The organism is Pseudomonas sp. LBUM1663, from assembly GCF_059695905.1.
The window spans coordinates 398,983-424,837 of sequence record NZ_CP166792.1 but is presented as its reverse complement, the minus strand read 5'-3'; the positions used below and the strand labels follow the sequence as shown (position 1 = coordinate 424,837).

The following is a 25,855-nucleotide window of genomic DNA, read 5'->3' as shown; positions in this document are numbered from 1 at the left end:
CGCATATCACTGCGGGTTGGCACGGGTGCTGGAAAGCAACGATTTCAGGTTGGCAGCCTTGGGCTTGACCAGCCAGAAACGGCGCAGATAGTCATCGAGGTTTTCAGCGAGGTTACGACCCCATTCGCTGTCGGTTTCCTCGACGTATTCGTTCAGCACGCGTTGCAGGTGGCTGCGATAGGCTTCCATCGCCTCACCGCTGATCCGCTGGATTTCCACCAGTTCGTGGTTGACCCGGTCAACGAAGCTGTTGTCCTGGTCGAGCACGTAGGCGAAACCGCCGGTCATGCCTGAGCCGAAGTTGTAACCGGTCTTGCCCAGCACGCAGACGAAACCACCGGTCATGTACTCGCAGCAGTGGTCGCCCGTGCCTTCCACCACGGTGTGAGCACCGGAGTTACGCACCGCGAAACGCTCGCCCGCGGTGCCAGCGGCGAACAACTTGCCGCCCGTGGCGCCGTACAGGCAGGTGTTGCCGATGATGGCACTGTCCTGAGTCTTGTAGACGCTGCCCTTCGGCGGAACGATGACCAGCTTGCCGCCGGTCATGCCTTTGCCGACGTAGTCGTTGGCGTCGCCTTCCAGGTACATGTTCAGGCCGCCGGCGTTCCACACACCGAAGCTCTGACCGGCCGTCCCTTTGAAGCGGAAGGTGATCGGCGCGTTCGCCATGCCTTGGTTGCCGTGTTTGCGGGCGATTTCACCGGAGATCCGCGCGCCGATCGAACGGTCGCAGTTGCAGATATCCAGGGCGAAATCAGCGCCGCTCATGTCGTTGATGGCCGAGGTGGCCATGTCGACCATTTTCTCGGCCAGCAGGCCCTTGTCGAACGGCGGGTTGCGGTCGACCTGGCAGAACTGAGGCTTGTCCGCCGGGATGTGATCGCTGCCGAGCAACGGGGTCAGGTCCAGGTGTTGCTGCTTCGCGGTCTGGCCTTCGAGGATGTCCAGCAGATCGGTGCGGCCGATCAGCTCTTCGAGGGAACGCACGCCCAGCTTGGCCAGCCACTCACGGGTTTCTTCGGCGACGTAGGTGAAGAAATTCACCACCATGTCGACCGTCCCGATGTAGTGATCCTTGCGCAGCTTCTCGTTCTGAGTCGCGACGCCGGTGGCGCAGTTGTTCAGGTGGCAGATACGCAGGTACTTGCAGCCCAGGGCGATCATTGGCGCGGTGCCGAAGCCGAAGCTTTCAGCGCCGAGGATGGCGGCCTTGATCACGTCGAGGCCGGTTTTCAGGCCTCCGTCGGTTTGTACCCGCACTTTGCCGCGCAGGTCGTTGCCGCGCAGGGTCTGGTGGGTTTCGGCCAGGCCGAGCTCCCACGGAGCGCCGGCGTATTTGATCGAGGTCAGCGGCGATGCACCGGTGCCGCCGTCGTAGCCGGAGATGGTGATCAAGTCCGCATAGGCCTTGGCCACACCGGCAGCGATGGTGCCGACGCCCGCTTCTGCAACCAGCTTCACCGAAACCAAAGCCTTCGGATTGACTTGTTTCAGGTCGAAAATCAGCTGCGACAAGTCTTCGATCGAATAGATGTCGTGGTGCGGCGGCGGCGAAATCAGGGTCACGCCCGGCACTGCGTAACGCAGCTTGGCGATCAGACCGTTGACCTTGCCACCAGGCAGCTGACCACCTTCGCCGGGCTTGGCGCCCTGAGCGACCTTGATCTGCAGCACTTCAGCGTTGACCAGGTATTCCGGGGTCACACCGAAACGGCCAGTCGCCACTTGCTTGATTTTCGAGCTCTTGATGGTGCCGTAACGCGCCGGGTCTTCGCCGCCTTCGCCGGAGTTGGAACGCGCACCGAGGCGGTTCATGGCTTCGGCCAGGGCTTCGTGAGCTTCCGGCGACAAGGCGCCGAGGGAGATGCCCGCGGAGTCAAAGCGCTTGAGCACCGATTCCAGCGGTTCGATCTCGCTGATGTCCAGCGGCGTGTCCAGGGTTTTGACCTTGAACATGTCACGGATCATCGACACCGGACGGTTATCCACCAGCGCCGTGTATTCCTTGAACTTGCTGTAGTCGCCCTGCTGCACAGCGGCTTGCAGGGTGTTGACCACGTCCGGGTTGTAGGCGTGATATTCGCCACCGTGGACGAACTTCAGCAGACCGCCCTGCTGGATCGGCTTGCGCGGGCTCCAGGCTTCGGCAGCCAGGGCTTTCTGCTCGGCTTCGATGTCGACGAAACGCGCACCCTTGATGCGGCTCGGCACGCCACGGAAGCTCAGCTCGCAGACTTCTTCAGACAGGCCGATGGCTTCGAACAGTTGCGCACCACGGTACGAGGTGATGGTCGAAATGCCCATCTTCGACAGGATCTTCAACAGACCTTTGGTGATGCCTTTGCGGTAGTTCTTGAACACCTCGTAGAGGTCGCCCAGCACTTCACCGGTACGGATCAGGTCGCCCAGCACTTCGTAGGCCAGGAACGGATAGACCGCCGAGGCGCCGAAACCGATCAGCACTGCAAAGTGATGCGGGTCGCGAGCGGTGGCGGTTTCCACGAGGATGTTGGAGTCGCAACGCAGGCCTTTCTCGGTCAGGCGGTGGTGCACCGCGCCGGTGGCCAGGGAAGCGTGGATCGGCAACTTGCCCGGGGCAATGTGACGGTCACTCAGCACGACCTGGGTGCGACCGGAGCGCACGGCTTCTTCAGCCTGATCGGCAACGTTGCGGATGGCCGCTTCGAGGCCGACGCTTTCGTCGTAGTTGAGGTCGATGATCGCGCGCTCGAAGCCCGGACGATCCAGGTTCATCAGCGAACGCCACTTGGCCGGGGAAATGACCGGCGAGCTGAGGATTACGCGCGAGGCGTGTTCCGGCGACTCCTGGAAGATGTTGCGCTCGGCACCGAGGCAGATCTCCAGTGACATGACGATGGCTTCACGCAGCGGGTCGATCGGCGGGTTGGTGACCTGCGCGAACTGCTGGCGGAAATAGTCATACGGCGTGCGCACGCGCTGGGACAGCACGGCCATCGGCGTATCGTCGCCCATCGAGCCGACGGCTTCGTAGCCTTGCTCGCCGAGCGGACGCAGCACCTGGTCGCGCTCTTCGAACGTGACCTGATACATCTTCATGTACTGCTTGAGCTGATCAACGTCGTAGAACGCCGAACCGTGGTCGTTGTCTTCCATGGTCGCCTGGATGCGCAGGGCATTCTTGCGCAGCCATTGCTTGTACGGATGACGGGACTTCAAGCGGTTGTCGATCGCATCGGTGTCGAGGATCTGGCCGGTTTCGGTGTCCACGGCGAAGATCTGACCCGGGCCAACACGGCCCTTGGCGATCACGTCTTCAGGTTGGTAGTTCCAGACACCGATTTCCGAGGCCAGGGTGATGAAACCGTTTTTGGTGGTGACCCAACGCGCCGGACGCAGACCGTTACGGTCGAGCAGGCACACCGCGTAACGACCATCGGTCATTACCACGCCGGCCGGGCCGTCCCACGGTTCCATGTGCATCGAGTTGTATTCGTAGAACGCCCGCAGGTCCGGGTCCATGGTTTCGACGTTCTGCCACGCAGGCGGAATGATCATCCGCACGCCACGGAACAGGTCGATGCCACCGGTGACCATCAGCTCGAGCATGTTGTCCATGCTGGAGGAGTCGGAACCGACACGGTTGACCAGCGGGCCGAGCTCTTCCAGGTCCATCAGATCGTTGGTGAACTTGGTGCGACGGGCCACGGCCCAGTTGCGGTTGCCGGTGATGGTGTTGATCTCGCCGTTGTGCGCCAGGAAGCGGAACGGTTGAGCCAGCGGCCATTTCGGCAGGGTGTTGGTGGAGAAGCGCTGGTGGAACACGCAAATCGAGGTTTGCAGGCGCTGGTCGCTGAGGTCTGGATAGAAGGCGGTCAAGTCCGCCGGCATCATCAGGCCTTTATAAATGATGGTCTTGTGCGAAAAGCTGCAGATGTAGTGATCGGTGTCGGCGGCATTGGCCACGGACGAGCGACGACGAGAGGTGAACAGCTTGATCGCCATGTCCTGATCGCTCAGGCCTTCACCGCCGATGTACACCTGCTCGATCTGCGGCAGGCGTTCAAGGGCCAGGCGGCCGAGGACGCTGGTGTCGATGGGCACTTTGCGCCAGCCGACCAATTGCAGGCCGGCGGCCAGGATCTCGCGGTTCATGTTCTCGCGAGCGGCTTCGGCTTTGACCGGGTCCTGGTTAAAGAAGACCATGCCTACGGCATATTGCTTGGGCAGTTCGACGCCGAAGGTTTCCTGGGCGATGGCTCGCAGGAACACATCCGGCTTTTGAATCAGCAGACCGCAACCATCACCGGTCTTGCCGTCAGCGTTGATCCCACCGCGGTGGGTCATGCAGGTCAGGGCCTCGATGGCCGTTTGCAAAAGGGTATGACTGGGCTCGCCCTGCATATGGGCTATCAGGCCGAAACCGCAGTTATCCTTGAATTCATCTGGTTGGTACAGACCTGCTTTCATAGACACTTTCTCACCAGGCTGCCTCTTTTCGAGGCAAATTTCTTTTCAATTCAACCACTTGCGATCCACGCCGAACGTTCGTCGGCTTAGCGGGGGCAAAAGGGTGGTCATTGTACACAGCGACACAGACGCTCACAAATTTGACGACGAACTGTCGCAAATCTATGTCGCATTTGTGAAAGGTTTAAAGCGATCTGCTGTGCTAGTCAAAACTTTTTTAATTTTGACCGCAACGACTCAAAGACTACTGTAACGCAGACACCACAAGGCACGCGGTCTGGAGAGACGGCATGCACTTGCAGAAATTTTGAGGTGCTTGGAGAGGCGGCCTGGGTAAGGCCGCCGAATCTTCAGCGAGTTGTTGCCAGTTCCTGTTGGACGCTGGCGACAGTGCGAGGCCAAGGTTTACCAGCCTGAACCTTCGCTGGCAAGGCCTTGATGGCGGTCAGGGCTGCATCGCGGTTGGCGAAGTTACCGTAGGTGATGACGTAAAGCGGCTTGCCGTTGAGGACTTTCTTGAAATAACGGTACTCGCCGCCCTGCTCTTTCACGAAGTTTTGCGCAGTCGCTTCGGAGCTGGTGCCGAGGATCTGCACCACGTAGTTGCTGGTAGGTTGACCGGCGTACCAAGTGCCACCCGCGCCTTTCGCAGGAGCGGCGGCTGGCTTCTCGACAGGCTTGGCGGTGGCCACGACGGCTGGCTTGGCTGGCGCTGGGGCCGGCTTCACGGCTGGCGCAGTCGGGACTGGCTTGGCGGTCGCAACCTGAGTCGGCGCTGGCACCGGTTTGGCGGCTGGCGTCGGCGCAGGGCCCGGCTGAATACCCGCTGGTGGCGCGGTGGTGGTCACGGTTGGCGGTGTAGCGCTGGACCCTTCGACCGGCACGCCGTCGTCGCCTTCAGTGATGCCACCGGCGGCTTCGGCCAGCGGACCGCGCATGACCGGTTGCGAGTTGCCGACCAGCGGCAATGGCATCGGTTGCGAATTACCGGCGAATTCGACGGAAGGCGCACCGCCGCTGTTAGGTTGTGGCGTGCCCTGCCCGAGTGGCAATTGCGCCTGTTCGTTGGCCGGCGCGCCGGTGGTCGGTGCTTTGCTGCGACCTGGCATCAACCAGGCGGCGGCTACCGCGACCACGACGACGGCGGAAATCGCCAATACGTGTTTCTTCGGCATGTTGAACCCCATACTTGGACGCTTGACCGCTGAGCGGCTGGCAATCATGGCTTCGATCATTGCATCGCGGGCAACCTGGTTGATGATGCCAGGCCAGCCGTCGGAGCTTTCGTGAATATCAGAGATCTGATCTGCGGTAAAAAGTTCGATACCCCGGCCGGCGCCTTCGAGCCGCTGGTCCAGGTATTCACGGGTTTCTTCTTCGGTGTAGGGCTGCAACTCGATGACGTGGAAACGCTCTTCCTCGAGGCTCAGCGCGTCCAGTTGCGCAATCAGCGACGACTCACCGAACAGGAACACATGCGGACGACCTTCCGGCGCACCGGCGGCCAGGGCCAGCAAGGCCTCCAGCGCGGATTCGTCGAGCTGCTCGGCGTCATCCACCAGCAAATAGACTTCCTGCCCGGTCAGCGCAAGTTGCACGACCTGCGACAGAATCGCATTGACCTCCGGCTGGGCAACGTTCAGCGCCTGGGCCACCTGACGCAGCACGCCGGCCGCATCGCCAGCGCCACGGGCGGAAACCACCACGCTTTGCACCGATTGTTTGTTGGTGCTGGCCACCAGGGCTTGTCGCAACAGGGTCTTGCCGCTGCCTTGTGGGCCGGTGACCACCAGCAGCAACTGGCTGTAGCGTGCCAGGTGATGCAGTTGCCCCAGCACCGGTTTGCGCTGGGCCGGGAAGAATTTGAAGCCAGGCACCCGTGGAGCAAAAGGGTCATGACTTAACTGGTAATGGCCGAGGAAAGCCTCGTCGGCATGCAAACTAGTCATCGGGATCTTATTAACCTTTAAGCTGAGCCAGGGCGCGGTAATCCGCTCCCAGCGTGGCCTGTAAAACTTCTTTCGGATAATCGTCGGTCACCACCGCTTCGCCCATGTGGCGCAGCAGCACCAGGCGTAAACGACCGTCGATCACTTTCTTGTCAATTGCCATGTGTTCGAGAAAATCGGCTTCGGTCATCTCTTCTGGCGGGATGACCGGCAGGCCGGCACGCTGAAACAGGCGAATGCCGCGATCGCGCTCTTGCTCGCTGATCCAGCCCAGCCGCGCGGACATTTCCAAAGCCATTACGGTGCCAGCAGCAACGGCTTCACCATGAAGCCAGACACCATAGCCCATATGGGTTTCGATAGCGTGTCCGAAGGTGTGACCCAGGTTCAACGTGGCACGAACACCGGTTTCCTTCTCGTCGGCACCGACCACCTCAGCCTTGGCGGCGCAGGAACGCTCGATGGCATACGTCAGCGCGACCTGGTCCAGGGCGCGCAGGCGATCGACGTTTTCTTCGAGCCAGGTCAGGAACGGCTCGTCGCAGATCAGCCCGTACTTGATGACTTCCGCCAGCCCCGCAGAGAGTTCGCGGGCCGGCAAGGTATTGAGGGTAGCGGTATCGATCAGCACGACGTTCGGCTGATAGAACGCGCCGACCATGTTCTTGCCCAGCGGATGGTTGATCCCGGTCTTGCCGCCCACCGAGGAGTCGACTTGCGACAGCAACGTAGTCGGGACCTGGATGAAATCAACACCGCGCTGATAGCAGGCAGCCGCGAAACCGGCCATGTCACCAATCACACCGCCACCGAGGGCGATCACCGTGGTGCGGCGGTCGTGGCGTGCAGTCAGCAGGCCGTCGAAAATCAGTTGCAGGGTTTCCCAGGTCTTGAAGGCTTCGCCATCGGGCAGCACCACGGAAATCACCGAGAACTGCGCAAGGCTGCGGGTCAGACGTTCGAGATAGAGCGGCGCAACGGTCTCGTTGGAGATGATCGCCACTTGACGCCCGCGGATATGCGGGGCCAGCAGCTCAGGCTGATCCAACAAACCTTCGCCAATGTGAATCGGGTAGCTGCGCTCGCCTAGATCGACCTTGAGTGTCTGCATGTGTCCCCACAGTGAAGATGGAATCAGGCGTCCTGCCTTGAGTTAACGAATGTCCACGGCGTCTGCTGGTGTGACGCCGTTCGGTAGCCATCCGCCACAACCTTGAGCGGTCGTGACAGGACGCCGAGGATAGCGCATTTCGCGCCTCGCTTTAACGGGGAGGTAGCTGCTGCAAGCGTTCGAGAATATCGAGCACGACCATTCGCGGCGGCCGCTCATCGGTTTCAACCACCAGGTCGGCGATTTCCCGATACAGCGGATCGCGGATCGCCAGCAGATCCCGCAGGGTCTTGGCCGGATCGGCAGTGCGCAACAAGGGACGATTGCGATCACGGGAAGTGCGGCCGACCTGCTGCTCGACCGAGGCATGCAGATAGACCACCCGACCGCCGGCGTGCAACGCCCGACGATTGGCTTCGCGCATTACCGCGCCGCCACCGGTCGCCAGCACCACGCCGTCGCAGCCGCACAGCTCGGCAATCATCGCCTGCTCGCGGTCACGAAAGCCCGGCTCGCCTTCTTTATCGAAAATCCACGGGATATTGGCGCCCGTGCGCAATTCAATTTCCTTATCGGAATCTTTGAACGGCAGGCGCAGCTCTTTGGCCAGCAACCGGCCGATGGTGCTTTTTCCAGCCCCCATCGGTCCAACAAGAATCAAATTTCGCACAGAATCAATGACTCACAGCAATCGCCTGGTTATTCATGATACGCGGAGTGAGAAATACCAGCAGCTCGGATTTTTTCTCCGAAACCACGTCACGCCGGAAAAGGCGGCCAAGATACGGCACATCACCGAGAAATGGCACCTTATCTACAACCTTGCTCTGAGTATTTGAGAAAACCCCGCCAATCACGATGGTCTCGCCATCATTGACCAGTACCTTGGCATTGACCTCGTTTTTCTTGATCGGCGGTACATCCTGGACCTTGTTCAGGTAGTCCGGCTCATCCTTGGTGACCTTGACCTCCATGATGATCCGGTTGTCCGGGGTGATCTGCGGCGTGACCTCAAGGGACAGCGACGCCTCCTTGAACGACACCGACGTAGCACCGCTGGAACTGGCTTCCTGATAGGGAATCTCGGTGCCCTTGAGGATTTTCGCGGTTTCCTTGTCGGACGTGACCACCTTGGGTTGCGAGACGATTTCGCCGTTACCGGTCTTCTCCATCGCCGTCAGCTCCAGGTCCAGCAACACGTTATCGGTGATGAAGGCGATGCCGATCCCCGAGGTGTTGCCCGCAGCGCCCAGGTCGACAAACGGCGAGTTGGTGCTGGTGCTGCCCGGAGTACCGATGGTGGTCGACGAACCATTGCTGACGCCGGATGTGTTCCAGTTGCCCTTGTTCTGCACCGAACCGCCCCAGCGCACGCCGAGGCTTTTGTCGTAGTCGACGTTGGCTTCGACGATTCGCGCCTCGATCATCACCTGACGCACCGGGATGTCCAGTTGCGCGACGATGCGACGAAGTTCGTCGAGTCGGTCCTGGGTCTGGTAGGCAATGATGTTGTTCGTCCGCTCATCAACCGTGATCGAACCCCGCTCGTCGATTTTCGCTTCGGCACTGGTCACCGACGTGAACAGCTTGGCGATGTCGGCGGCCTTGGCGTAGTTGACCTGCAGCAATTCGCGACGCAACGGCGCGAGGTCGGAAATCTGCTTCTGCGATTCCAGTTCCTGACGTTCACGCGCGGCGATTTCATCGGCCGGCGCCACCAACAGGACGTTACCGATCTTGCGCTTGTCCAGGCCTTTGGTTTTCAGCACCAGGTCCAGCGCCTGGTCCCACGGCACGTTCTGCAAACGCAAGGTGATGCCGCCCTGCACCGTGTCGCTGGCCACCAGATTGAGGTTGGTGAAATCGGCGATCAGTTGCAGCACCGAACGCACATCGATGTCCTGGAAATTCAGCGAGAGTTTTTCACCGGTATAGGCAAAACGTTCGGCGTTGCGCTTTTGCAGGTCGTCGACGGTCATTGGCCGAATGCTGACCGTCAGCTTGTTGTCGGTCTGGTAGGTCGAATAATCGAACGCTCCGCTGGGCTCGATACTGATCGTGGCCCGATCGCCCGTGGCGCTGGCATTGACGAACTGCACCGGGGTGGCGAAATCCTTGACGTCCAGACGCACGCGCAACGGCTCTGGTAATTGGGTTCTGGCGAAACCGAGGATGATCTTGCCGTCGCGTTCCTGGATGTCAGGGGCGATGGACGGATCCGACAGATCAATCACCACGTTGCCTTCACCCTGCGTACCGCGCTGGAAATCCACACCGCGAATGGCTTTGCCTACGGGCGCGTAGGCTTTCGTCGGGGCTGGGTTTGCGGTCGCGGCGCGTGGAGCACTGGCGGGCGGGCGGGACGCCTTGTTGGCGCCTTGCCCGACCACCACGATCAATTTGTTGCCTTCGACCCGGGCGCTGTAGGGGGTCAGTTGCGTCAGGTTGATGATCAGCCGCGTCCGGTCCTTGGCTTCCACCACCGTCGCGCTACGGGCATTGCCGCCGCCCAGCTCACGACTCTTGCTCGAAAGCTGATTGACCACGCCGGGCAGATCCAGCGCGATTCGTGCAGGCGACTCGGTCGTGTAACCGTGAGGTTGCGGTGGGGGGCCATCGAAAGACAACTTCAACTCGACACGATCACCCGGCAGCGCAGCGACATCCAGCGCTTTGAGGTTGGCCGCTTGTACCATCGGCGACAGCAACGCTATCCATAGCGAGATACCGAGGGTTGAGAAAATCCTGTTCATTATTCGAGTTCCACTATGAGTGCTCTTTCAAAGGGATGGTCCGTGGTCGTTCCAACCAGGCACCTTCGCCATCGGGAACGATTTCGACCACATCGACTTGCGAGCCGCTGATGGCGACGATCCGTCCATCGTTACGCCCCAGGTAATCGCCGACTTTCAGCCGATGCACACCGCCTGCCCCGCGCAACAGCGCAAAGGAGCCGGTCGCATTGGAGATCGTGCCGACCATTTCAAACTGCTCGATGTTGAAACCTTCGAGGTACTGCTTGGCCCGGTTGGGGTCGGGTTTGACGTTACGCGAGCCGTGCTTCTGACCCGCCAGATCAACCCTTACCTGCCGGGAAAACGGGCTGCGCAGGTTGGCAGCGCTGTAGGTGAACGTCGGGTAAGACCGGAATGTCGGCGTTGGTTCAATCTTGCCCGGCGGCCTGAGCCGCACTTCATTCATGTAGGCGTCTAGGTCGCCGACGTCATTGCCGTTGCCGCAACCGGCCAGGCCGGCGAGTAGCACACCCATCAACACGCAACGAATCGGGCTCATTTCTGCAGCCCCTTGTCGTTGTAGCGGTAGGTCTTGGCAAGGATGCTCATGCGCAGTTTTGGACCGCCCTCGGGGTCGGCCGGCGCGAGGTCGAAATCATGCAGCGTAACGATCCGCGGCAACCCGGCCACGCCACTGACGAACGTCGCCAGGTCGTGATAGGCACCGGTAACGGTGATCTGGATCGGCAGTTCGATGTAGAACTGCTGGGTAACCTCCGGCAGCAGCTTGATCTCTTCGAACTCCAGCCCGCTACCGAGACCGGTGCGGGTGATGTCCTCCAGCAGCCCGGGCACTTCGGTGTCACTGGGCAATTGCCGCAGCAGCACGCCAAAAGAGTTCTCCATCTCTTTCATCTGCTGGATGTACAGCTCCAGATTCGCCGCCATATGCGCCTTGGTCGCGAATTGCTCCTTGAGGGTCGACTCCTCTTCGCGCTTGAGTGCGAGGTGATCTTCCTGATCGCTGATGAAAAAGGTGTAGCCGAGGGCCAACACCAGAACCATGAGCAAGACGCCCGCCAGGGCCTTGATCGCTGGCGGCCAGGAACCCATGTTGTTGGTGTCCAGATCGTTGATGTCGATCTTGCGCAGGCCTTCGAACCATTCCGAGGGGCTCATTTGCCAGCCTCCACAACGGGGGGCTGAGTCTGACGGACGGTCAACTGAAAGACGTTGGCCTGATCCAGCTGACCGGCGGTGGTGGCTTTGACTTCCGTGAGACTCGGCGCATCGAACCAATCAGACGCGTCGAGGTTGCGCATCAGGTCCGAAACCCGATTGTTCGATTCCGCCGCGCCGGTAATGGACAGGGTTTTTCCGGCCATTTTCACTTCGGTGAAATACACCCCGTCCGGCAGGGTACGCGCCAACTGGTCGAAAATCCGCCCACTGATCGGACGGTTACCTTGCAGGTCCTGGATGATGCGCATGCGCTCGACAAGCTGCTGGCGACGGGACTTCAGATCGCTGATCTGCTTGATGCGCTCGTCGACCACGGCAATCTGTTTGCCGATGTAATCGTTACGGGCCACTTGTCGGTCAATGGCGCCACTGATGATCTGGTCCGCGATAAAAATTGCGCCCACCGAGCACACCAATATGCCGACCAGTGCCAGCAAAAAGCGTTTGCGGCGCTCTTCACGCAGCTCTTCGCGCCAGGGTAAAAGATTGATCCGCGCCATCAGTCGAAACTCCTGAGGGCGAGCCCGCAAGCGATCATCAGTGCGGGCGCATCGCTTGCCAGGGCCCCGGCGTTGACCTTGCTGCTCAACGCCATGTCGGAGAACGGATTGGCCACCTGGGTCGGCGTGCCCAACCGCTGTTCGATCAGGCGATCAAGCCCCGGGACCGACGCGGTACCGCCAGCCAGCAGGATGTGATCGACCGCGTTGTACTGACCGGAAGCGAAGAAGAACTGCAACGACCGGGAAACCTGCTGCACCAGCGCATCGCGAAACGGCTGCAAGACTTCGCTGACGTAGTCATCCGGCAATCCGCCCTGCTTCTTCGCCAGCCCCGCCTGCTCGATGGTCAGGCCGTAACGACGCTGGATTTCCTCCGTGAGCTGACGACCGCCGAACAATTGTTCCCGGGTGTAGATGATCCGCCCGTTGTACAGCACGCTCAGGGTGGTCATGGTCGCGCCGATGTCGACCACCGCCACGGTCAGCCCCTCCTGAGAGACCGCCAGTTGCCCCGCCAGCAAGGAGAATGATCGTTCCAGCGCATAGGCCTCGACATCCACCACTCGCGCCGTCAGGCCGGCCAGCGCCAGGGCGGCTTCACGCACCTCGACGTTTTCCTTGCGACAGGCCGCCAGCAGCACATTGACGCGTTCGGGGTTTCGCGCCGACACGCCCTGGACTTCGAAGTCGATGGCGACTTCATCCAAAGGATAGGGAATGTACTGATCGGCCTCGATCTTCAGCTGGTTTTCCATCTCGTCGTCGGAAAGACCTGCGTCCATCTCGATGGTTTTGGTGATGACTGCCGAACCGGCGACGGCGACGGCGACATTCCTGAGATTGGTTTTGGCCTTGAGCAGCACGCGCGCGAGTGCCTGGCCCACGCCTTCGAGCTCGGCGATATTTTTTTCGACCACTGCGTTGGCAGGCAAGGGCTCGACCGCATAGGCCTCGACCCGATAACGCTCACCCTGGCGACTTAGCTCAAGCAGCTTCACCGACGTGGAGCTGATGTCGATGCCCAGAAGCGTATTGGCTTTTTTATTGAAGAGTCCTAGCACTACCAATTCCCTATGACTATCCGTGTCTTACGGACTCTGTAATACCCGTTGCGTTCAAACCACCCGTCTTGACAGCAGCGCAAATGACGCTCTCGACGGAAAAATGCTTATAATGCCCAGCGTTTTTTTCCGGTTTTTACTGCAAGCGCGGGTTGCTCCCTGTTTATCTGAACCCTGTTGCCTAATTCATTCTTTGCCCTGGATATCCCAAAGCCTTGATTCGTCTGCTGAAATTTTTCGGTTGGTCCATCGTCGCCGTTTTCTGCGGACTGCTCCTTGGTCTGAGTGGCGCGTTTCTTTACCTTAGTCCGGGATTGCCATCTGTGGAGGCTCTGAGAAGCATCCAGTTGCAGATTCCATTGCGGGTGTACAGCAGCGACAACAAGTTGATCGCGGAATTTGGCGAAATGCGCCGCACACCGATCCGTTTCGCCGACATTCCCCCCAACTTCATCAATGCGTTACTAAGTGCTGAAGACGACAATTTTGCCAACCACTACGGTGTCGATCCCAGCAGCCTGATGCGTGCGGCGACCCAGTTGGTAAAAAGCGGACACATCCAGTCCGGCGGCAGCACCATCACCATGCAGGTGGCGAAGAACTTCTTCCTGACCAGCGAACGTAGTTTCTCGCGCAAAACCACCGAAATCCTCCTGGCCCTGCAGATCGAACGGCAGTTGACCAAGGACGAGATCCTCGAGCTCTACGTCAACAAGATCTACCTGGGCAACCGCGCCTACGGCATCGAAGCCGCCGCGCAGGTTTACTACGGCAAATCGATTCGCGACGTCAGCCTGGCGCAGATGGCGATGATCGCCGGCCTGCCAAAAGCCCCTTCGCGCTTCAACCCGCTGGCCAACCCGGCCCGCAGCAAGGAACGTCGCGACTGGATCCTGGGGCGCATGTACAAACTCGGCAAGATCACCGAAGCCGACTACACCACTGCGATCAACGAACCGTTGAACGCCAGCTACCACGTGCCGACGCCGGAAGTGAACGCGCCGTACATCGCTGAAATGGCCCGTGCCGAAATGGTCGGCCGCTATGGCAGCGACGCGTACACCGAAGGTTTCCGCGTGACCACGACGGTGCCGAGCAATCTCCAGGAAATGGCCAACACCGCAGTCCACGAAGGCTTGATGACCTACGATCAGCGTCACGGCTATCGCGGTCCCGAGTCGCGCCTGCCGGGCAAGACTCGCGAAGCCTGGGCCACCGAGCTGACCAAGCAACGCACCATCAGCGGTCTTGAGCCCGCCATCGTCACTCAGGTCGACAAGACTGGCCTGCAAGTACTGACCCGCACCGGTGAAGAACACATCGGTTGGGACAGCATGAAATGGGCGCGACCGTTCCTGAATACCAACAGCATGGGCGCCAATCCGAAGCAGCCATCGGACGTGGCTCAGGTCGGTGACCTGATTCGCGTGCAGCGCCAACCGGACAATTCGCTGAAATTCAGCCAGATCCCGCAAGCGCAAGGCGCGCTGGTGTCCCTGGATCCGCAGAACGGCGCCATCCGCTCGCTGGTCGGTGGTTTTGCCTTCGAGCAGAGCAACTACAACCGCGCCATGCAGGCCAAGCGTCAGCCGGGTTCGAGCTTCAAGCCCTTCGTGTACAGCGCCGCGCTGGATAACGGCTACACCGCCGCCAGCCTGGTGAACGATGCACCGATCGTGTTCGTCGATGAATACCTGGACAAGGTCTGGCGCCCGAAGAACGACACCAACACCTTCCTCGGCCCGATCCGCCTGCGTGAAGGGCTGTACAAGTCACGCAACCTGGTATCGATCCGTTTGGTACAGGCACTGGGCGTCGATCGCACCATCGACTACATCAGCAAGTTCGGCTTCAACAAGCAGGACTTGCCGCGCAACCTGTCCCTGGCCCTGGGCACCGCGACCCTGACGCCAATGGAAATCGCCACCGGCTGGAGCACCTTCGCCAACGGCGGCTACAAAATCAGCCCGTACATCATCGACAAGATCGAAAGCCGCAATGGCGACACGCTGTTCGTCGCCAACCCGCCGAGCGTTCCGAAGGGCGACACAGCGACCAACGGCATCGCCGCACCGACCGACGCCCAGGCGTTCACGGTCAATGCGACGCCGGGGGAAGCTCCGGCCGCACCCGGCACTGCGCCGCAAACGCCGGCCGTGGCCGAACGCATCGTCGACGGTCGCACCACTTACATCCTCAACAGCATGCTTGAGGACGTGATCAAACTCGGCACCGGCCGCCGCGCACTGGCCTTGGGTCGCAGTGACATTGCGGGCAAAACCGGTACCACCAACGAATCCAAGGACGCCTGGTTCTCCGGCTACAACGCCGATTACGTGACCACCGTCTGGACCGGGTTCGATCAGCCTGAAAGCCTGGGCAAGCGCGAGTTCGGTGGCACCGTCGCGCTGCCGATCTGGATGAACTACATGGCTGCCGCCCTTAAGGACAAGCCGCCTCACACCCAGGCAGAGCCGGAAGGCATTCTCAGCCTGCGGGTTGACCCGGTCAGCGGCCGTGCGGCCAGCCCAGGCACGCCAGGCGCGTACTTCGAGCTGTTCAAGGCCGAAGACACGCCACCGTCGGTGAATGAACTGGGTAACGGCAATGCGCCGGGCAGCCCACTGCCTGCGGATGAAGCGGCGCCGATCGATTTGTTCTGATCGCGTAGCGCAATGCGAAAGCCCCGCCTTCGGAAGAAGAGCGGGGCTTTTTATTGCCTGCAGGTTTTGTGTTGTCCTGGAAGGCCCCTTCGCGGGCAAGCCCGCTCCCACAGGGGTCTCTGTTGCGTACCAGATCGCATTCACACCGACAATCCACTGTGGGAGCGGGCTTGCCCGCGAAGAGGCCCTAATAGGCGGCGCAAAAGCCACAGACGAAAAAAAGCCCCGACTCATACGAATCGGGGCTTTTCGGTTGAAGCGCTACAACGGCTTAGCCGTTGAACACGTCATCCACGCTTTTCAGCGGGTAGTTCTTCGGATACGGCAGGGTTGCTACGCCGGTCTCGATGGCGGCCTTGGCCACGGCATCGGAGATCACGGTGATCAGGCGGGCATCCATTGGCTTCGGAATGATGTACTCACGACCGAATTCCAGCTTGATGCCACCGTAGGCGTCGCACACTTCCTGAGGAACCGGCAGTTTGGCCAGTTCACGCAGGGCGTTGGCCGCTGCCACTTTCATCTCTTCGTTGATGCGCTTGGCGCGAACGTCCAGGGCGCCACGGAAGATGAACGGGAAGCCCAGTACGTTGTTGACCTGGTTCGGGTAGTCCGAACGGCCGGTCGCCATGATCACGTCGTCACGGGTGGCGTGCGCCAGTTCCGGGGCGATTTCCGGATCCGGGTTGGAGCAGGCGAACACGATCGGGTTGGCCGCCATGGATTTCAGGCCTTCAGCGCTCAGCAGGTTCGGGCCGGACAGGCCAACGAACACGTCAGCACCGGTCAGGGCGTCAGCCAGGGTGCGCTTGTCGGTCGCGTGAGCGAAGACAGCCTTGTACTGGTTCAGGTCGTCACGGCCGGAGTGGATCACACCGGTACGGTCAACCATGAAGATGTTTTCGATGTTGGCGCCCATGCTCACCAGCAGTTTCATGCAGGAGATGGCGGCCGCACCGGCGCCCAGGCAGACGATCTTGGCGTCAGCGAGGGTTTTGCCAGCGATTTCCAGGGCGTTGATCATGCCGGCCGCAGTAACGATTGCGGTGCCGTGCTGGTCATCGTGGAACACTGGAATGTCGCACTGCTCGATCAGAGCGCGCTCGATCTCAAAGCACTCAGGGGCCTTGATGTCTTCCAGGTTGATGCCACCGAAGGTGATGGAGATACGCTTGACGGTGTCGATGAAGGCTTGCGGGCTTTCGGAGTCGACTTCGATGTCGAAAACGTCGATGCCGGCGAAGCGCTTGAACAACACGCCTTTACCTTCCATGACTGGCTTGGAAGCCAATGGGCCAAGGTTACCCAGGCCGAGAATCGCGGTGCCATCGGAAATGACTGCAACCAGGTTGCCTTTGCCGGTGTATTTGTAGGCCAGTTCAGGATCGCGGGCGATTTCGCGTACTGGTTCGGCTACGCCGGGGCTGTAAGCCAGCGACAGATCGCGGGCGGTAGCGGTGGCCTTGGTGAGCTCGACACTCAGCTTCCCTGGACGAGGATGGGCGTGATATTCGAGAGCGGCAGTTTTCAAATCAGACATGTGGGCATTCCGCTTTTACTGTTGGACAGACGGACCGCCGAGGATACGCGTGTCGTAAAGTCCCCACAAGACTGACCGGTCACCCCTGTCAAGCGCCCTGCCTCACGACTTTGGGCCAAGAGCCGCGGAACACAAGGGATAGACTGTTCACAATCGACATAAAAAATGTCTACAATTTTTTATCAGGGTGCCGCTTGCAGCATCGCCGGGTCGGTCAGCGGCAGAAGCCAGCGTGCCTGCCCGGATTTCAAACCGCCCCGGTGCGATCGATCCACAATCCATCCACGCGCCTCAATCTGCTTGCCCTTCAGCCGCTCAAGCGATGCAACATCGAACTGCCCGAGCAAATTGGGTGCAACGCGCAATACAACCGCGTCCTGCAACTCAATCCAAACCCCGCCGCGATTGCGCTGAACCTTGCTCACACGACCACTGATCACGGCAAAACCGGAGGCGCTGATCTGCTCCGCTTTCAGTACAGGCGATTGCCGCCATAACCCGAGTCCGGCCTGACGGGCACTGTGTTCGGCGGCTTGCTGACAGCTGACCAAATCGACATTCGGCGCGACCGCCACTTGAAAACCGAGGCCCTCGGCGAGCATCTGCGCTTCGAGGTTGGCGCCATTGGCGCCGTAGACATGGGCCAGCGTGCGACCGTAATGATCTTTGCTTTCTTTACCGGGCAGCAAACCCACGCGCCCGTCGCTGGCCGCCACCAGCGCTTCCAGGCGTTTGCGCGCGACCACGGCGAACGGCTCGTCGGAACGGCCCTGCTTGCCCAGCTCAGGCGTATTCAAGCCGATCATGCGCACACTGCGGCCATCGCTCAGGCGCAACGTGTCGCCATCCACCACCCGTTGCACCGCGACGGGTGTCAGACCGCTTGGTAGCGGACAGAAGGCCTGGGCGCCGGACAGCCAAATCGCAGACACAAAAAAGGCGCCCGCGAGGGACGCCTTTTTCGTTAGCAAGGTAAAGCCCATGGGGCTTTTCAACCTTACTCTGCAGCAGCAGGAGCTTTCTTGCCGAAAGCGCCGAAACGGTCTGCGAAGCGCTGTACACGACCGCCAGTATCCAGAGTCTTCTGCTTACCGGTGTAGAACGGGTGGCACTCGTTGCATACGTCGATCGCCAGAGGCTTGGCCAGGTTCGAGCGAGTTTCGAACTTGTTGCCACAGCTGCAGGTAACTGCGGTGACTTCGTATGTTGGATGGATATCGGCTTTCATGGTGTCTTCCTCGGGCTAGCGTGCCGCCACTCAACACTATTGTTGAATACCGCACGTAATTAGGCCGCGGATTCTACCAGACCTTTGCGATCACGCAAGCTGTCCCTTACACCGACCGTCTGCTAGGCTCCCGGCCTTCTTCACCGTCCCATCATCGAGAAAACCATCGCGTGCCCGACGCCATTTTGCGCCTCGCCCTGCCTTCGCCGCTGCGCCGCCTGTTCGATTACCGTGCCCCGGCCGGGGTCCTGCGCGCCCAGTTGCAACCGGGCATGCGCCTGCGGGTGCCGTTCGGCCGGCGGGAGATGATCGGGATTCTGGTGGAGGTCACCGACACCAGCGAAGTCCCGGCGGAAAAGCTCAAACCGGCGCTGGCCCTGCTCGACGCCACCCCGCCGCTACCGCCAGCACTGTTCAAGCTGTGCCTGTGGACCTCGCAGTATTACCAGCACAGCCTCGGCGACACCTTGAGCTGGGCGCTGCCGGTGTTGCTGCGACAAGGCGAACTGGCCGAGGCGCGCCAGGAACGGTTCTGGTCCGCCGCGCCCGGCGCCAGCCTGGATGACCCGCGTATCGCCCGAGCGCCGCGCCAGCGTGAAGCCTTAGCGACATTGGCCCAGCACCCGCACGGCGTCGCTCATCAGTTGCTGAGCAAACTGATGCTGAGCAAGGACAGCCTGGATCTGTTGCTGGCCAAGGACCTGGTACAGGTGGAGATCCGCAAGCACGCCCCCGGCGCCCGCCACGAACATTGGCTGGCGCAACCGGAGTTGCCGCTCAACCCAGAGCAGCGTGCCGCGTATGAAGCGATTCGCGCCGGGTTCGACAGTTATCACGCGTTCCTGCTGGCCGGCGTTACCGGCAGCGGCAAGACTGAAGTCTATTTGCAGTTGATCCGCGAAACCCTCGAAGCCGGCAAGCAGGCGCTGGTGCTGATCCCGGAAATCAACCTCGGCCCGCAAACCCTGGCGCGCTTCGAGCAGCGCTTCAATGCGCGCATCGCGCTGATTCACTCGGCGGTCAATGATCGCGAGCGCCTCGAGGCTTGGCTCGCCGCGCGGGACGGCGACGCTGACATCATTATCGGCACCCGTTCGGCGCTGTTCACGCCGATGAAGAACCCCGGCCTGATCATCATCGACGAAGAGCACGATGGCTCCTATAAACAGCAGGAAGGCCTGCGCTATCACGCCCGCGATCTGGCGCTGGTGCGCGCACGGCAGGAAAACATCCCGATCGTACTTGGCTCCGCCACGCCTTCGCTGGAAAGCCTGCACAACGCCTACACCGGTCGGTATGGCCTCCTACGACTGAACGAGCGCGCTGGCGGCGCCAAGCAACCGCGATTCCTGCGCCTCGATGTAAAAAGCCGTCCGCTGGACAGCGGTATTTCCGGTCCGATGCAGCAAGCCATCGGCCAGACCCTGGCGGCCGGCCAACAAGTCTTGGTGTTCCTCAACCGTCGCGGTTTTGCGCCGACGCTGCTGTGTCATGACTGCGGCTGGATGTCCGAGTGCCAGCGCTGCGATGCGCGAATGACCGTGCACCAGCGCTCCGGCGAGTTGCGCTGCCACCATTGCGGCTACGTGGAACGCGTGCCTCGGCATTGCCCGAAGTGTGGCAAGGTCGATCTGCGGCCGGTGGGTGCCGGCACCGAGCGCGCAGAAGAACGCCTGGCGATTCTGTTCCCGGACGTCCCGGTACTGCGGGTCGACCGCGACAGTACGTCGCGTAAAGATGCGATGAATCAGTTGTTCGCGACCATTCAGAAAGGCCACCCGTGCATTCTGGTGGGCACACAAATGCTCGCCAAAGGGCACCACTTTCCACGGGTGACGCTGGTGTCGATTCTCGATGCCGACGGCGGGTTGTTCTCCGGCGACTTCCGCGCCAGCGAGCGCATGGCTCAGTTGATCGTTCAGGTTGCTGGCCGGGCCGGGCGAGCCGAAGAGCCGGGCAAGGTGATTATCCAGACGCACCTGGCCGATCATCCGTTGCTGGTGCAATTGACCGAACAAGGCTATTTCGCCTTTGCCGAACAGGCCTTGAGTGAGCGTCGTTCTGCGGGATTGCCGCCGTTTGCGCATTTGGCGTTGCTGCGGGCCGAAGCGCACAAACCGGGGCAGGCCGAAGGTTTTCTCGATGAGGCGTGCAGTGAGGCCGAGCGCTTGCTGGCTGAGCAGAATCTGACCGGTATCGAGCTGCTCGGCCCGGTGCCGGCTCCGATGGAACGCCGCGCAGGTCGGTATCGTGCGCAGTTGTTGTTGCAGGCCACGGCCCGGGCGCCGTTGCATCGGCTGCTCGCCAATTGGTTGCTGGTGCTGGAGCAGATGCCGAGCGGGCGGGCGGTGCGCTGGTCGCTGGATGTTGATCCCGTCGATTTGTATTGATTGTTAGATCGCCTTCGCGGGCAAGCCTCGCTCCTACAGGGGTGAGTCGTTTGCCAATATTGTGAACGACACGAACCTGTAGGAGCGAGGCTTGCCCGCGAAGAGGCCCGATTTGTCACCACATATCCATAACCTGCCCGCTATAGTTGGCAAGCCCGCCTTCGCAACGGATAATGCCCAGTTTTTCCACTAGCGCATCGAAGCGCCGCCGCGCTTGCGGTCGAAAGAGAACACCATGAAAGACACCATTCGCCAGCTGATCCAACAAGCCATCACCCAACTCGTCAACGAAGGTGTGTTGCCTGAAGGCCTGTCGCCGGCGATCCAGGTGGAAAACTCCCGTGACAAGAAGAACGGCGACTTCGCCAGCAACATCGCCATGATGCTGGCCAAACCGGCCGGCATGAAGCCGCGCGACCTGGCAGAGAAAATCATCGCCGCGCTGCCGGTCGATGAAAACGTCACCAAGACCGAAATCGCCGGCCCGGGCTTCCTGAATTTCTTCCAGAACACTGATGCCCTGGCCACTCGCCTGGATGCCGCCCTCGCCGACGACCGCATCGGCGTGCGCAAGGCTGGCCCGGTGCAACGCACCGTCGTCGACCTGTCGGCCCCGAATCTGGCCAAAGAGATGCACGTCGGCCACTTGCGCTCGACCATCATCGGCGATGGCGTGGCACGCGTTCTGGAGTTTCTCGGCGACGACGTCGTCCGTCAGAACCACGTCGGCGACTGGGGCACCCAGTTCGGCATGCTGATGGCCTACCTGCAAGAAAACCCGATCACCAGCGATGAGCTGTCCGACCTGGAAAACTTCTACCGCGCAGCGAAGAAACGCTTCGACGAATCGGAAGAGTTCGCCGATCGTGCCCGTGGCCTGGTGGTCAAGCTGCAAGCCGGCGACCCGGATTGCCTGGCGCTGTGGACCAAGTTCAAGGACATCTCGCTGTCGCACTGCCAGAAAATCTACGAACTGCTGAACGTCAAACTGACCATGGCCGACGTGATGGGCGAAAGCGCCTACAACGACGACCTGATCAACGTGGTCAACGACCTCAAGGCCGCCGGCCTGCTGGTCGAGAGCAATGGCGCGCAGTGCGTGTTCCTCGACGAATTCAAGAACGCCGACGGCGACCCGCTGCCGGTGATTATCGTCAAGGCCGATGGCGGCTACCTCTACGCCACCACCGACCTGGCGGCCGTGCGTTATCGCAGCGGCAAGCTCAAGGCTGACCGCGCACTGTATTTCGTCGACCAGCGTCAAGCGCTGCACTTCCAGCAAGTGTTCGCGGTCGCCCGCAAGGCCGGCTTCGTGACGCACCCGATGGAAATGGAACACATGGGCTTCGGCACCATGAACGGCGCCGACGGTCGTCCGTTCAAGACCCGTGATGGCGGCACCGTGAAGCTGATCGACCTGCTGACCGAAGCCCAGGAACGCGCCTACACCCTGGTGAAAGACAAGAACCCGGAGCTGGCCGAAGACGAATTGCGCAACATCGCCAGGGTCGTGGGCATTGGCGCGGTGAAATACGCCGACCTGTCCAAGCACCGCACCAGCGACTACAGCTTCAACTTCGACCAGATGCTGAACTTCGAAGGCAACACTGCGCCATACCTGCTGTACGCCTACACCCGCGTGGCCGGTGTGTTCCGCAAGCTTGGCAAGGATTTCAGTGAAGTCGAGGGCCAGATCGTTCTCGAAGCGGCGCACGAACACGAATTGGCAGCCAAGCTCGCTCAATTTGGCGAAGTGCTGAACAACGTGTGCGATAAAGGCACGCCGCACATCCTGTGCACCTACCTGTACGATGTCGCCGGCCTGTTCTCCAGTTTCTACGAGAATTGCCCGATCCTCAGCGCCGACTCCCCGGCGCAAATGCAGAGCCGCCTGCGCCTCGCCGCGCTGACCGGCCGCACTCTCAAGCAAGGCCTGGAACTCTTGGGTCTGGAAACTCTGGAGCGTATGTAAGTTGGCTGCCAAGAAAAAACCTGCACCCAAGCGTGGCGCCAGCCGTTACCAAGCTCCTGCAAAGCAACCGATCCCGGGCTGGCTGTGGATGGCCATCGGCCTGACGGTCGGCGCGTTCATCGTGTTCCTGATGAAACTGGAACCGGGCAAGGGCAGCGAGAGCGTCAAGCGCGAGAAGATTGAACAGCAGAAAGCCACCAAGATCGCCGAGGCCAACAAGACCCCGCCGAGCCCGACGCAACCGGTGAAGCCGAAGTACGACTTCTACACCCTGCTGCCGGAATCGGAAGTCATCGTGCCGCCGGATGCCGTGCCGGAGAAAACCCTGCCGACACCACAAGTGCCGGCAGTCCCGACCACGCCGGTCACGCCAGAGCAAGCAGCGAAGATTGATACTGCGCGAGCCCAGGCGGCACTGGCCGGAATCACGCCGCCGCCAGCGCCACCGGTGTCCAAAGCGGCCCCGGTGACGAAGTTCTTCCTCCAGGCCGGTTCGTTCCGCAAGGAGGCTGATGCGGACAAGGTTCGGGCGCAGATCATCCTGCTGGGTCAGGCGGTGGCGGTTGAATCCGGGACAGTCAAAGACGAAACCTGGTATCGGGTGCTGGTCGGGCCGTTCAGCAACCGCGAACAGCTGACCACGGCGCAGAAACAACTGTCCGGCGCCGGCTTCAGCAACCTGTTGTTACAACAACGCCAGAACCGCTGATCCCGTCACAACCTGCTTTTGTGGCGAGGGAGCTTGCTCCCGCTCGGCTGCGAAGCAGTCGTAAATCCGGCCATCGCGGTCAGTTTGGCGGATCGCGATGGCCGGATTTGGGAGCGCTGCGCACTCCAGCGGGAGCAAGCTCCCTCGCCACAGGTTCACTTTCACCCTCCTTCGCAAATAAAACACCGCTCGTCCCCCGCCAAGTCCCGCAGTTGAAAAACGCTCCACCACCCCCATATGAGTTGGCATAAGGCATTTTCGCCCCGCTGCGTGGAGACTCTCCCTTGACCACCATCGTTTCAGTTCGCCGCCACGGCAAAGTCGTCATGGGCGGCGACGGCCAGGTTTCTCTCGGCAATACCGTGATGAAAGGCAACGCGAAGAAAGTTCGTCGCCTGTACCACGGCCAGGTAATCGCTGGTTTTGCCGGGGCCACCGCTGACGCATTCACCCTCTTCGAGCGTTTCGAAGGCCAGCTTGAGAAACATCAGGGCCACCTGGTTCGCGCCGCTGTCGAACTCGCCAAAGAATGGCGCACTGACCGCTCCCTCAGCCGCCTCGAAGCCATGCTCGCCGTCGCGAACAAAGACGCCTCCCTGATCATCACCGGCAACGGCGACGTGGTCGAACCCGAAGAAGGCCTGATCGCCATGGGTTCCGGTGGCGGTTACGCCCAGGCCGCCGCCAGCGCGCTGCTGAAGAAAACCGATCTGTCGGCCCGGGAAATCGTCGAAACCGCGCTCGGTATCGCCGGCGACATCTGCGTATTCACCAACCACACCTTCACCATTGAGGAGCAGGACCTCGCCGAGTAAGCCTGTTCCGGCCTTAGTGCCACGGCTCACTTTTGCTTGAGGACCGCCAACTACTATGTCCATGACTCCCCGTGAAATCGTCCACGAACTCAATCGCCACATCATCGGCCAGGACGATGCCAAGCGCGCCGTCGCCATCGCGCTGCGTAACCGCTGGCGCCGGATGCAGCTGCCCGAAGAGCTGCGCGTTGAAGTAACGCCAAAGAACATCTTGATGATCGGCCCGACCGGTGTCGGTAAAACCGAAATCGCCCGTCGCCTGGCCAAGCTCGCCAATGCGCCGTTCATCAAAGTCGAAGCCACCAAGTTCACCGAAGTCGGCTACGTCGGTCGCGATGTCGAATCGATCATTCGTGACCTGGCTGACGCGGCGATCAAGCTGCTGCGCGAACAGGAAATGACCAAGGTTCGCCACCGCGCCGAAGACGCCGCCGAGGAACGCATCCTCGACGCCTTGCTGCCACCGGCACGGATGGGCTTCAACAATGACGACGCCCCGTCGGCCGACTCCAACACCCGCCAGCTGTTCCGCAAGCGCCTGCGCGAAGGCCAGCTGGATGACAAGGAGATCGAAATCGAAGTCGCCGAAATGGCCGGCGTCGATATCTCCGCGCCACCGGGCATGGAAGAAATGACCAACCAGTTGCAAAGCCTGTTCGCCAACATGGGCAAGGGCAAAAAGAAAAGCCGCAAGATCAAGGTCAAGGAAGCGCTGAAACTGGTGCGTGACGAGGAAGCCGGCCGTCTGGTCAACGACGAAGAGTTGAAGGCTAAGGCCCTGGAGGCTGTCGAGCAGCACGGCATCGTGTTCATCGACGAAATCGACAAGGTCGCCAAGCGCGGTAACTCCGGTGGCGTAGACGTATCCCGGGAGGGCGTGCAGCGCGACTTGCTGCCGCTGATCGAAGGCTGCACCGTCAACACCAAGCTGGGCATGGTCAAGACCGACCACATCCTGTTCATCGCTTCCGGTGCGTTCCACCTGAGCAAGCCGAGCGACCTGGTGCCTGAGCTGCAAGGTCGTCTGCCGATTCGTGTCGAGCTGAAGGCACTTACGCCGGAAGACTTCGAGCGCATCCTCAGCGAGCCACACGCCTCGCTTACCGAGCAGTATTGCGCCTTGCTGAAAACCGAAGGCCTGGTCATTGAGTTCCAGCCGGACGGTATCAAGCGTATCGCCGAGATCGCCTGGCAGGTCAACGAGAAGACCGAGAACATCGGTGCCCGTCGCCTGCACACTTTGCTCGAGCGTCTGCTTGAAGAGGTGTCGTTCAGCGCCGGCGACCTGGCCAGCGCCCACGACGACAAGGTGATCCTGATCGACGCCGATTACGTCAACAGCCACCTCGGCGAATTGGCGCAGAACGAAGACCTGTCCCGTTATATCCTGTAGGCCTCCTACTGTGTGAGCGGGCTTCTTTGGCGAGGGAGCTTGCTCCCGCTGGGTTGCGAAGCGACCCCAAAATCGGCAAATGCGGTTTGACC

At 60.8% G+C, this 25,855-nt stretch carries 18 protein-coding genes; 6 read left to right on the top strand and 12 right to left on the bottom strand.

All coding sequences use genetic code 11. The annotated features are described in order from the left end of the window. Positions 1-6: 6 nt before the first annotated feature. From gltB to ACA075_RS01915, 9 genes are all read right to left on the bottom strand, one after another. On the bottom strand, positions 7-4,452 hold the full coding sequence (gene gltB / locus ACA075_RS01955) for a glutamate synthase large subunit (protein WP_497297057.1): 4,446 nt from the start codon (positions 4,450-4,452) through the stop codon (positions 7-9). Positions 4,453-4,802: 350 nt separating this feature from the next. Next, a complete protein-coding gene (locus ACA075_RS01950) occupies positions 4,803-6,401 on the bottom strand; it encodes an SPOR domain-containing protein (protein WP_497297056.1) in 1,599 nt (532 codons plus the stop codon). A 10-nt stretch (positions 6,402-6,411) separates the two neighbouring features. After that, positions 6,412-7,512, bottom strand: coding sequence for a 3-dehydroquinate synthase (gene aroB, locus ACA075_RS01945; RefSeq protein WP_102593630.1), 1,101 nt, complete (start codon positions 7,510-7,512; stop codon positions 6,412-6,414). Between the two features lie 151 nt (positions 7,513-7,663). Beyond that, positions 7,664-8,182: a shikimate kinase AroK gene (aroK, locus tag ACA075_RS01940; RefSeq protein WP_010464421.1), complete on the bottom strand. Its 519-nt coding sequence runs from the start codon at positions 8,180-8,182 to the stop codon at positions 7,664-7,666. Positions 8,183-8,186: 4 nt separating this feature from the next. Further along, positions 8,187-10,265 (bottom strand): type IV pilus secretin PilQ, encoded by a 2,079-nt coding sequence (locus ACA075_RS01935; RefSeq protein WP_497297055.1) that lies wholly within the window; start codon positions 10,263-10,265, stop codon positions 8,187-8,189. 13 nt (positions 10,266-10,278) lie between these two features. Next, a complete protein-coding gene (locus ACA075_RS01930; protein WP_497297054.1) occupies positions 10,279-10,806 on the bottom strand; it encodes a pilus assembly protein PilP in 528 nt (175 codons plus the stop codon). Continuing rightward, complete coding sequence (gene pilO / locus ACA075_RS01925) at positions 10,803-11,426, bottom strand: type 4a pilus biogenesis protein PilO (RefSeq protein ID WP_497297053.1); 624 nt, start codon at positions 11,424-11,426, stop codon at positions 10,803-10,805. Before pilO ends, ACA075_RS01930 begins: the two co-directional genes overlap by 4 nt. Further along, the gene (locus tag ACA075_RS01920) at positions 11,423-11,989 is read right to left on the bottom strand and encodes a PilN domain-containing protein (RefSeq protein ID WP_497297052.1); all 567 of its coding nucleotides are present in this window, start codon (positions 11,987-11,989) and stop codon (positions 11,423-11,425) included. Before ACA075_RS01920 ends, pilO begins: the two co-directional genes overlap by 4 nt. Continuing rightward, positions 11,989-13,053, bottom strand: coding sequence for a pilus assembly protein PilM (locus ACA075_RS01915; protein ID WP_497297051.1), 1,065 nt, complete (start codon positions 13,051-13,053; stop codon positions 11,989-11,991). Before ACA075_RS01915 ends, ACA075_RS01920 begins: the two co-directional genes overlap by 1 nt. A 218-nt stretch (positions 13,054-13,271) precedes the next feature. Here ACA075_RS01915 and ACA075_RS01910 point away from each other — a divergent pair, with 218 nt between their 5' ends. Beyond that, entirely contained in the window at positions 13,272-15,716 is a 2,445-nt protein-coding gene (locus ACA075_RS01910; RefSeq protein WP_497299184.1) for a penicillin-binding protein 1A, read from the top strand. Positions 15,717-15,987: 271 nt separating this feature from the next. Here the strand turns inward: ACA075_RS01910 and ACA075_RS01905 are convergent, their stop codons facing one another. The 3 genes from ACA075_RS01905 to rpmE form a co-directional block, all read right to left on the bottom strand. After that, on the bottom strand, positions 15,988-17,256 hold the full coding sequence (locus ACA075_RS01905) for a malic enzyme-like NAD(P)-binding protein (protein ID WP_010464435.1): 1,269 nt from the start codon (positions 17,254-17,256) through the stop codon (positions 15,988-15,990). Positions 17,257-17,438: 182 nt separating this feature from the next. Further along, complete coding sequence (locus ACA075_RS01900; protein WP_497297050.1) at positions 17,439-18,239, bottom strand: thermonuclease family protein; 801 nt, start codon at positions 18,237-18,239, stop codon at positions 17,439-17,441. A 14-nt stretch (positions 18,240-18,253) separates the two neighbouring features. Beyond that, a complete protein-coding gene (rpmE, locus tag ACA075_RS01895; RefSeq protein WP_059181778.1) occupies positions 18,254-18,484 on the bottom strand; it encodes a 50S ribosomal protein L31 in 231 nt (76 codons plus the stop codon). A 170-nt stretch (positions 18,485-18,654) separates the two neighbouring features. Between rpmE and ACA075_RS01890 the strand changes: the two genes are divergently transcribed. The 5 genes from ACA075_RS01890 (at position 18,655) to hslU (ending at position 25,763) form a co-directional block, all read left to right on the top strand. After that, positions 18,655-20,874 (top strand): primosomal protein N', encoded by a 2,220-nt coding sequence (locus tag ACA075_RS01890; protein ID WP_497297049.1) that lies wholly within the window; start codon positions 18,655-18,657, stop codon positions 20,872-20,874. A 235-nt stretch (positions 20,875-21,109) separates the two neighbouring features. Next, the gene (gene argS, locus ACA075_RS01885; RefSeq protein ID WP_497297048.1) at positions 21,110-22,846 is read left to right on the top strand and encodes an arginine--tRNA ligase; all 1,737 of its coding nucleotides are present in this window, start codon (positions 21,110-21,112) and stop codon (positions 22,844-22,846) included. A gap of 1 nt (position 22,847) precedes the next feature. Continuing rightward, a complete protein-coding gene (locus tag ACA075_RS01880; protein ID WP_219093402.1) occupies positions 22,848-23,555 on the top strand; it encodes an SPOR domain-containing protein in 708 nt (235 codons plus the stop codon). A 284-nt stretch (positions 23,556-23,839) separates the two neighbouring features. Next, on the top strand, positions 23,840-24,370 hold the full coding sequence (hslV, locus tag ACA075_RS01875) for an ATP-dependent protease subunit HslV (protein WP_007899242.1): 531 nt from the start codon (positions 23,840-23,842) through the stop codon (positions 24,368-24,370). Positions 24,371-24,425: 55 nt separating this feature from the next. Next, positions 24,426-25,763 carry an ATP-dependent protease ATPase subunit HslU gene (hslU, locus tag ACA075_RS01870; RefSeq protein WP_497297047.1) on the top strand — a complete coding sequence of 446 codons (1,338 nt, stop codon included), beginning with the start codon at positions 24,426-24,428 and terminating at the stop codon, positions 25,761-25,763. Positions 25,764-25,855: the final 92 nt, after the last annotated feature.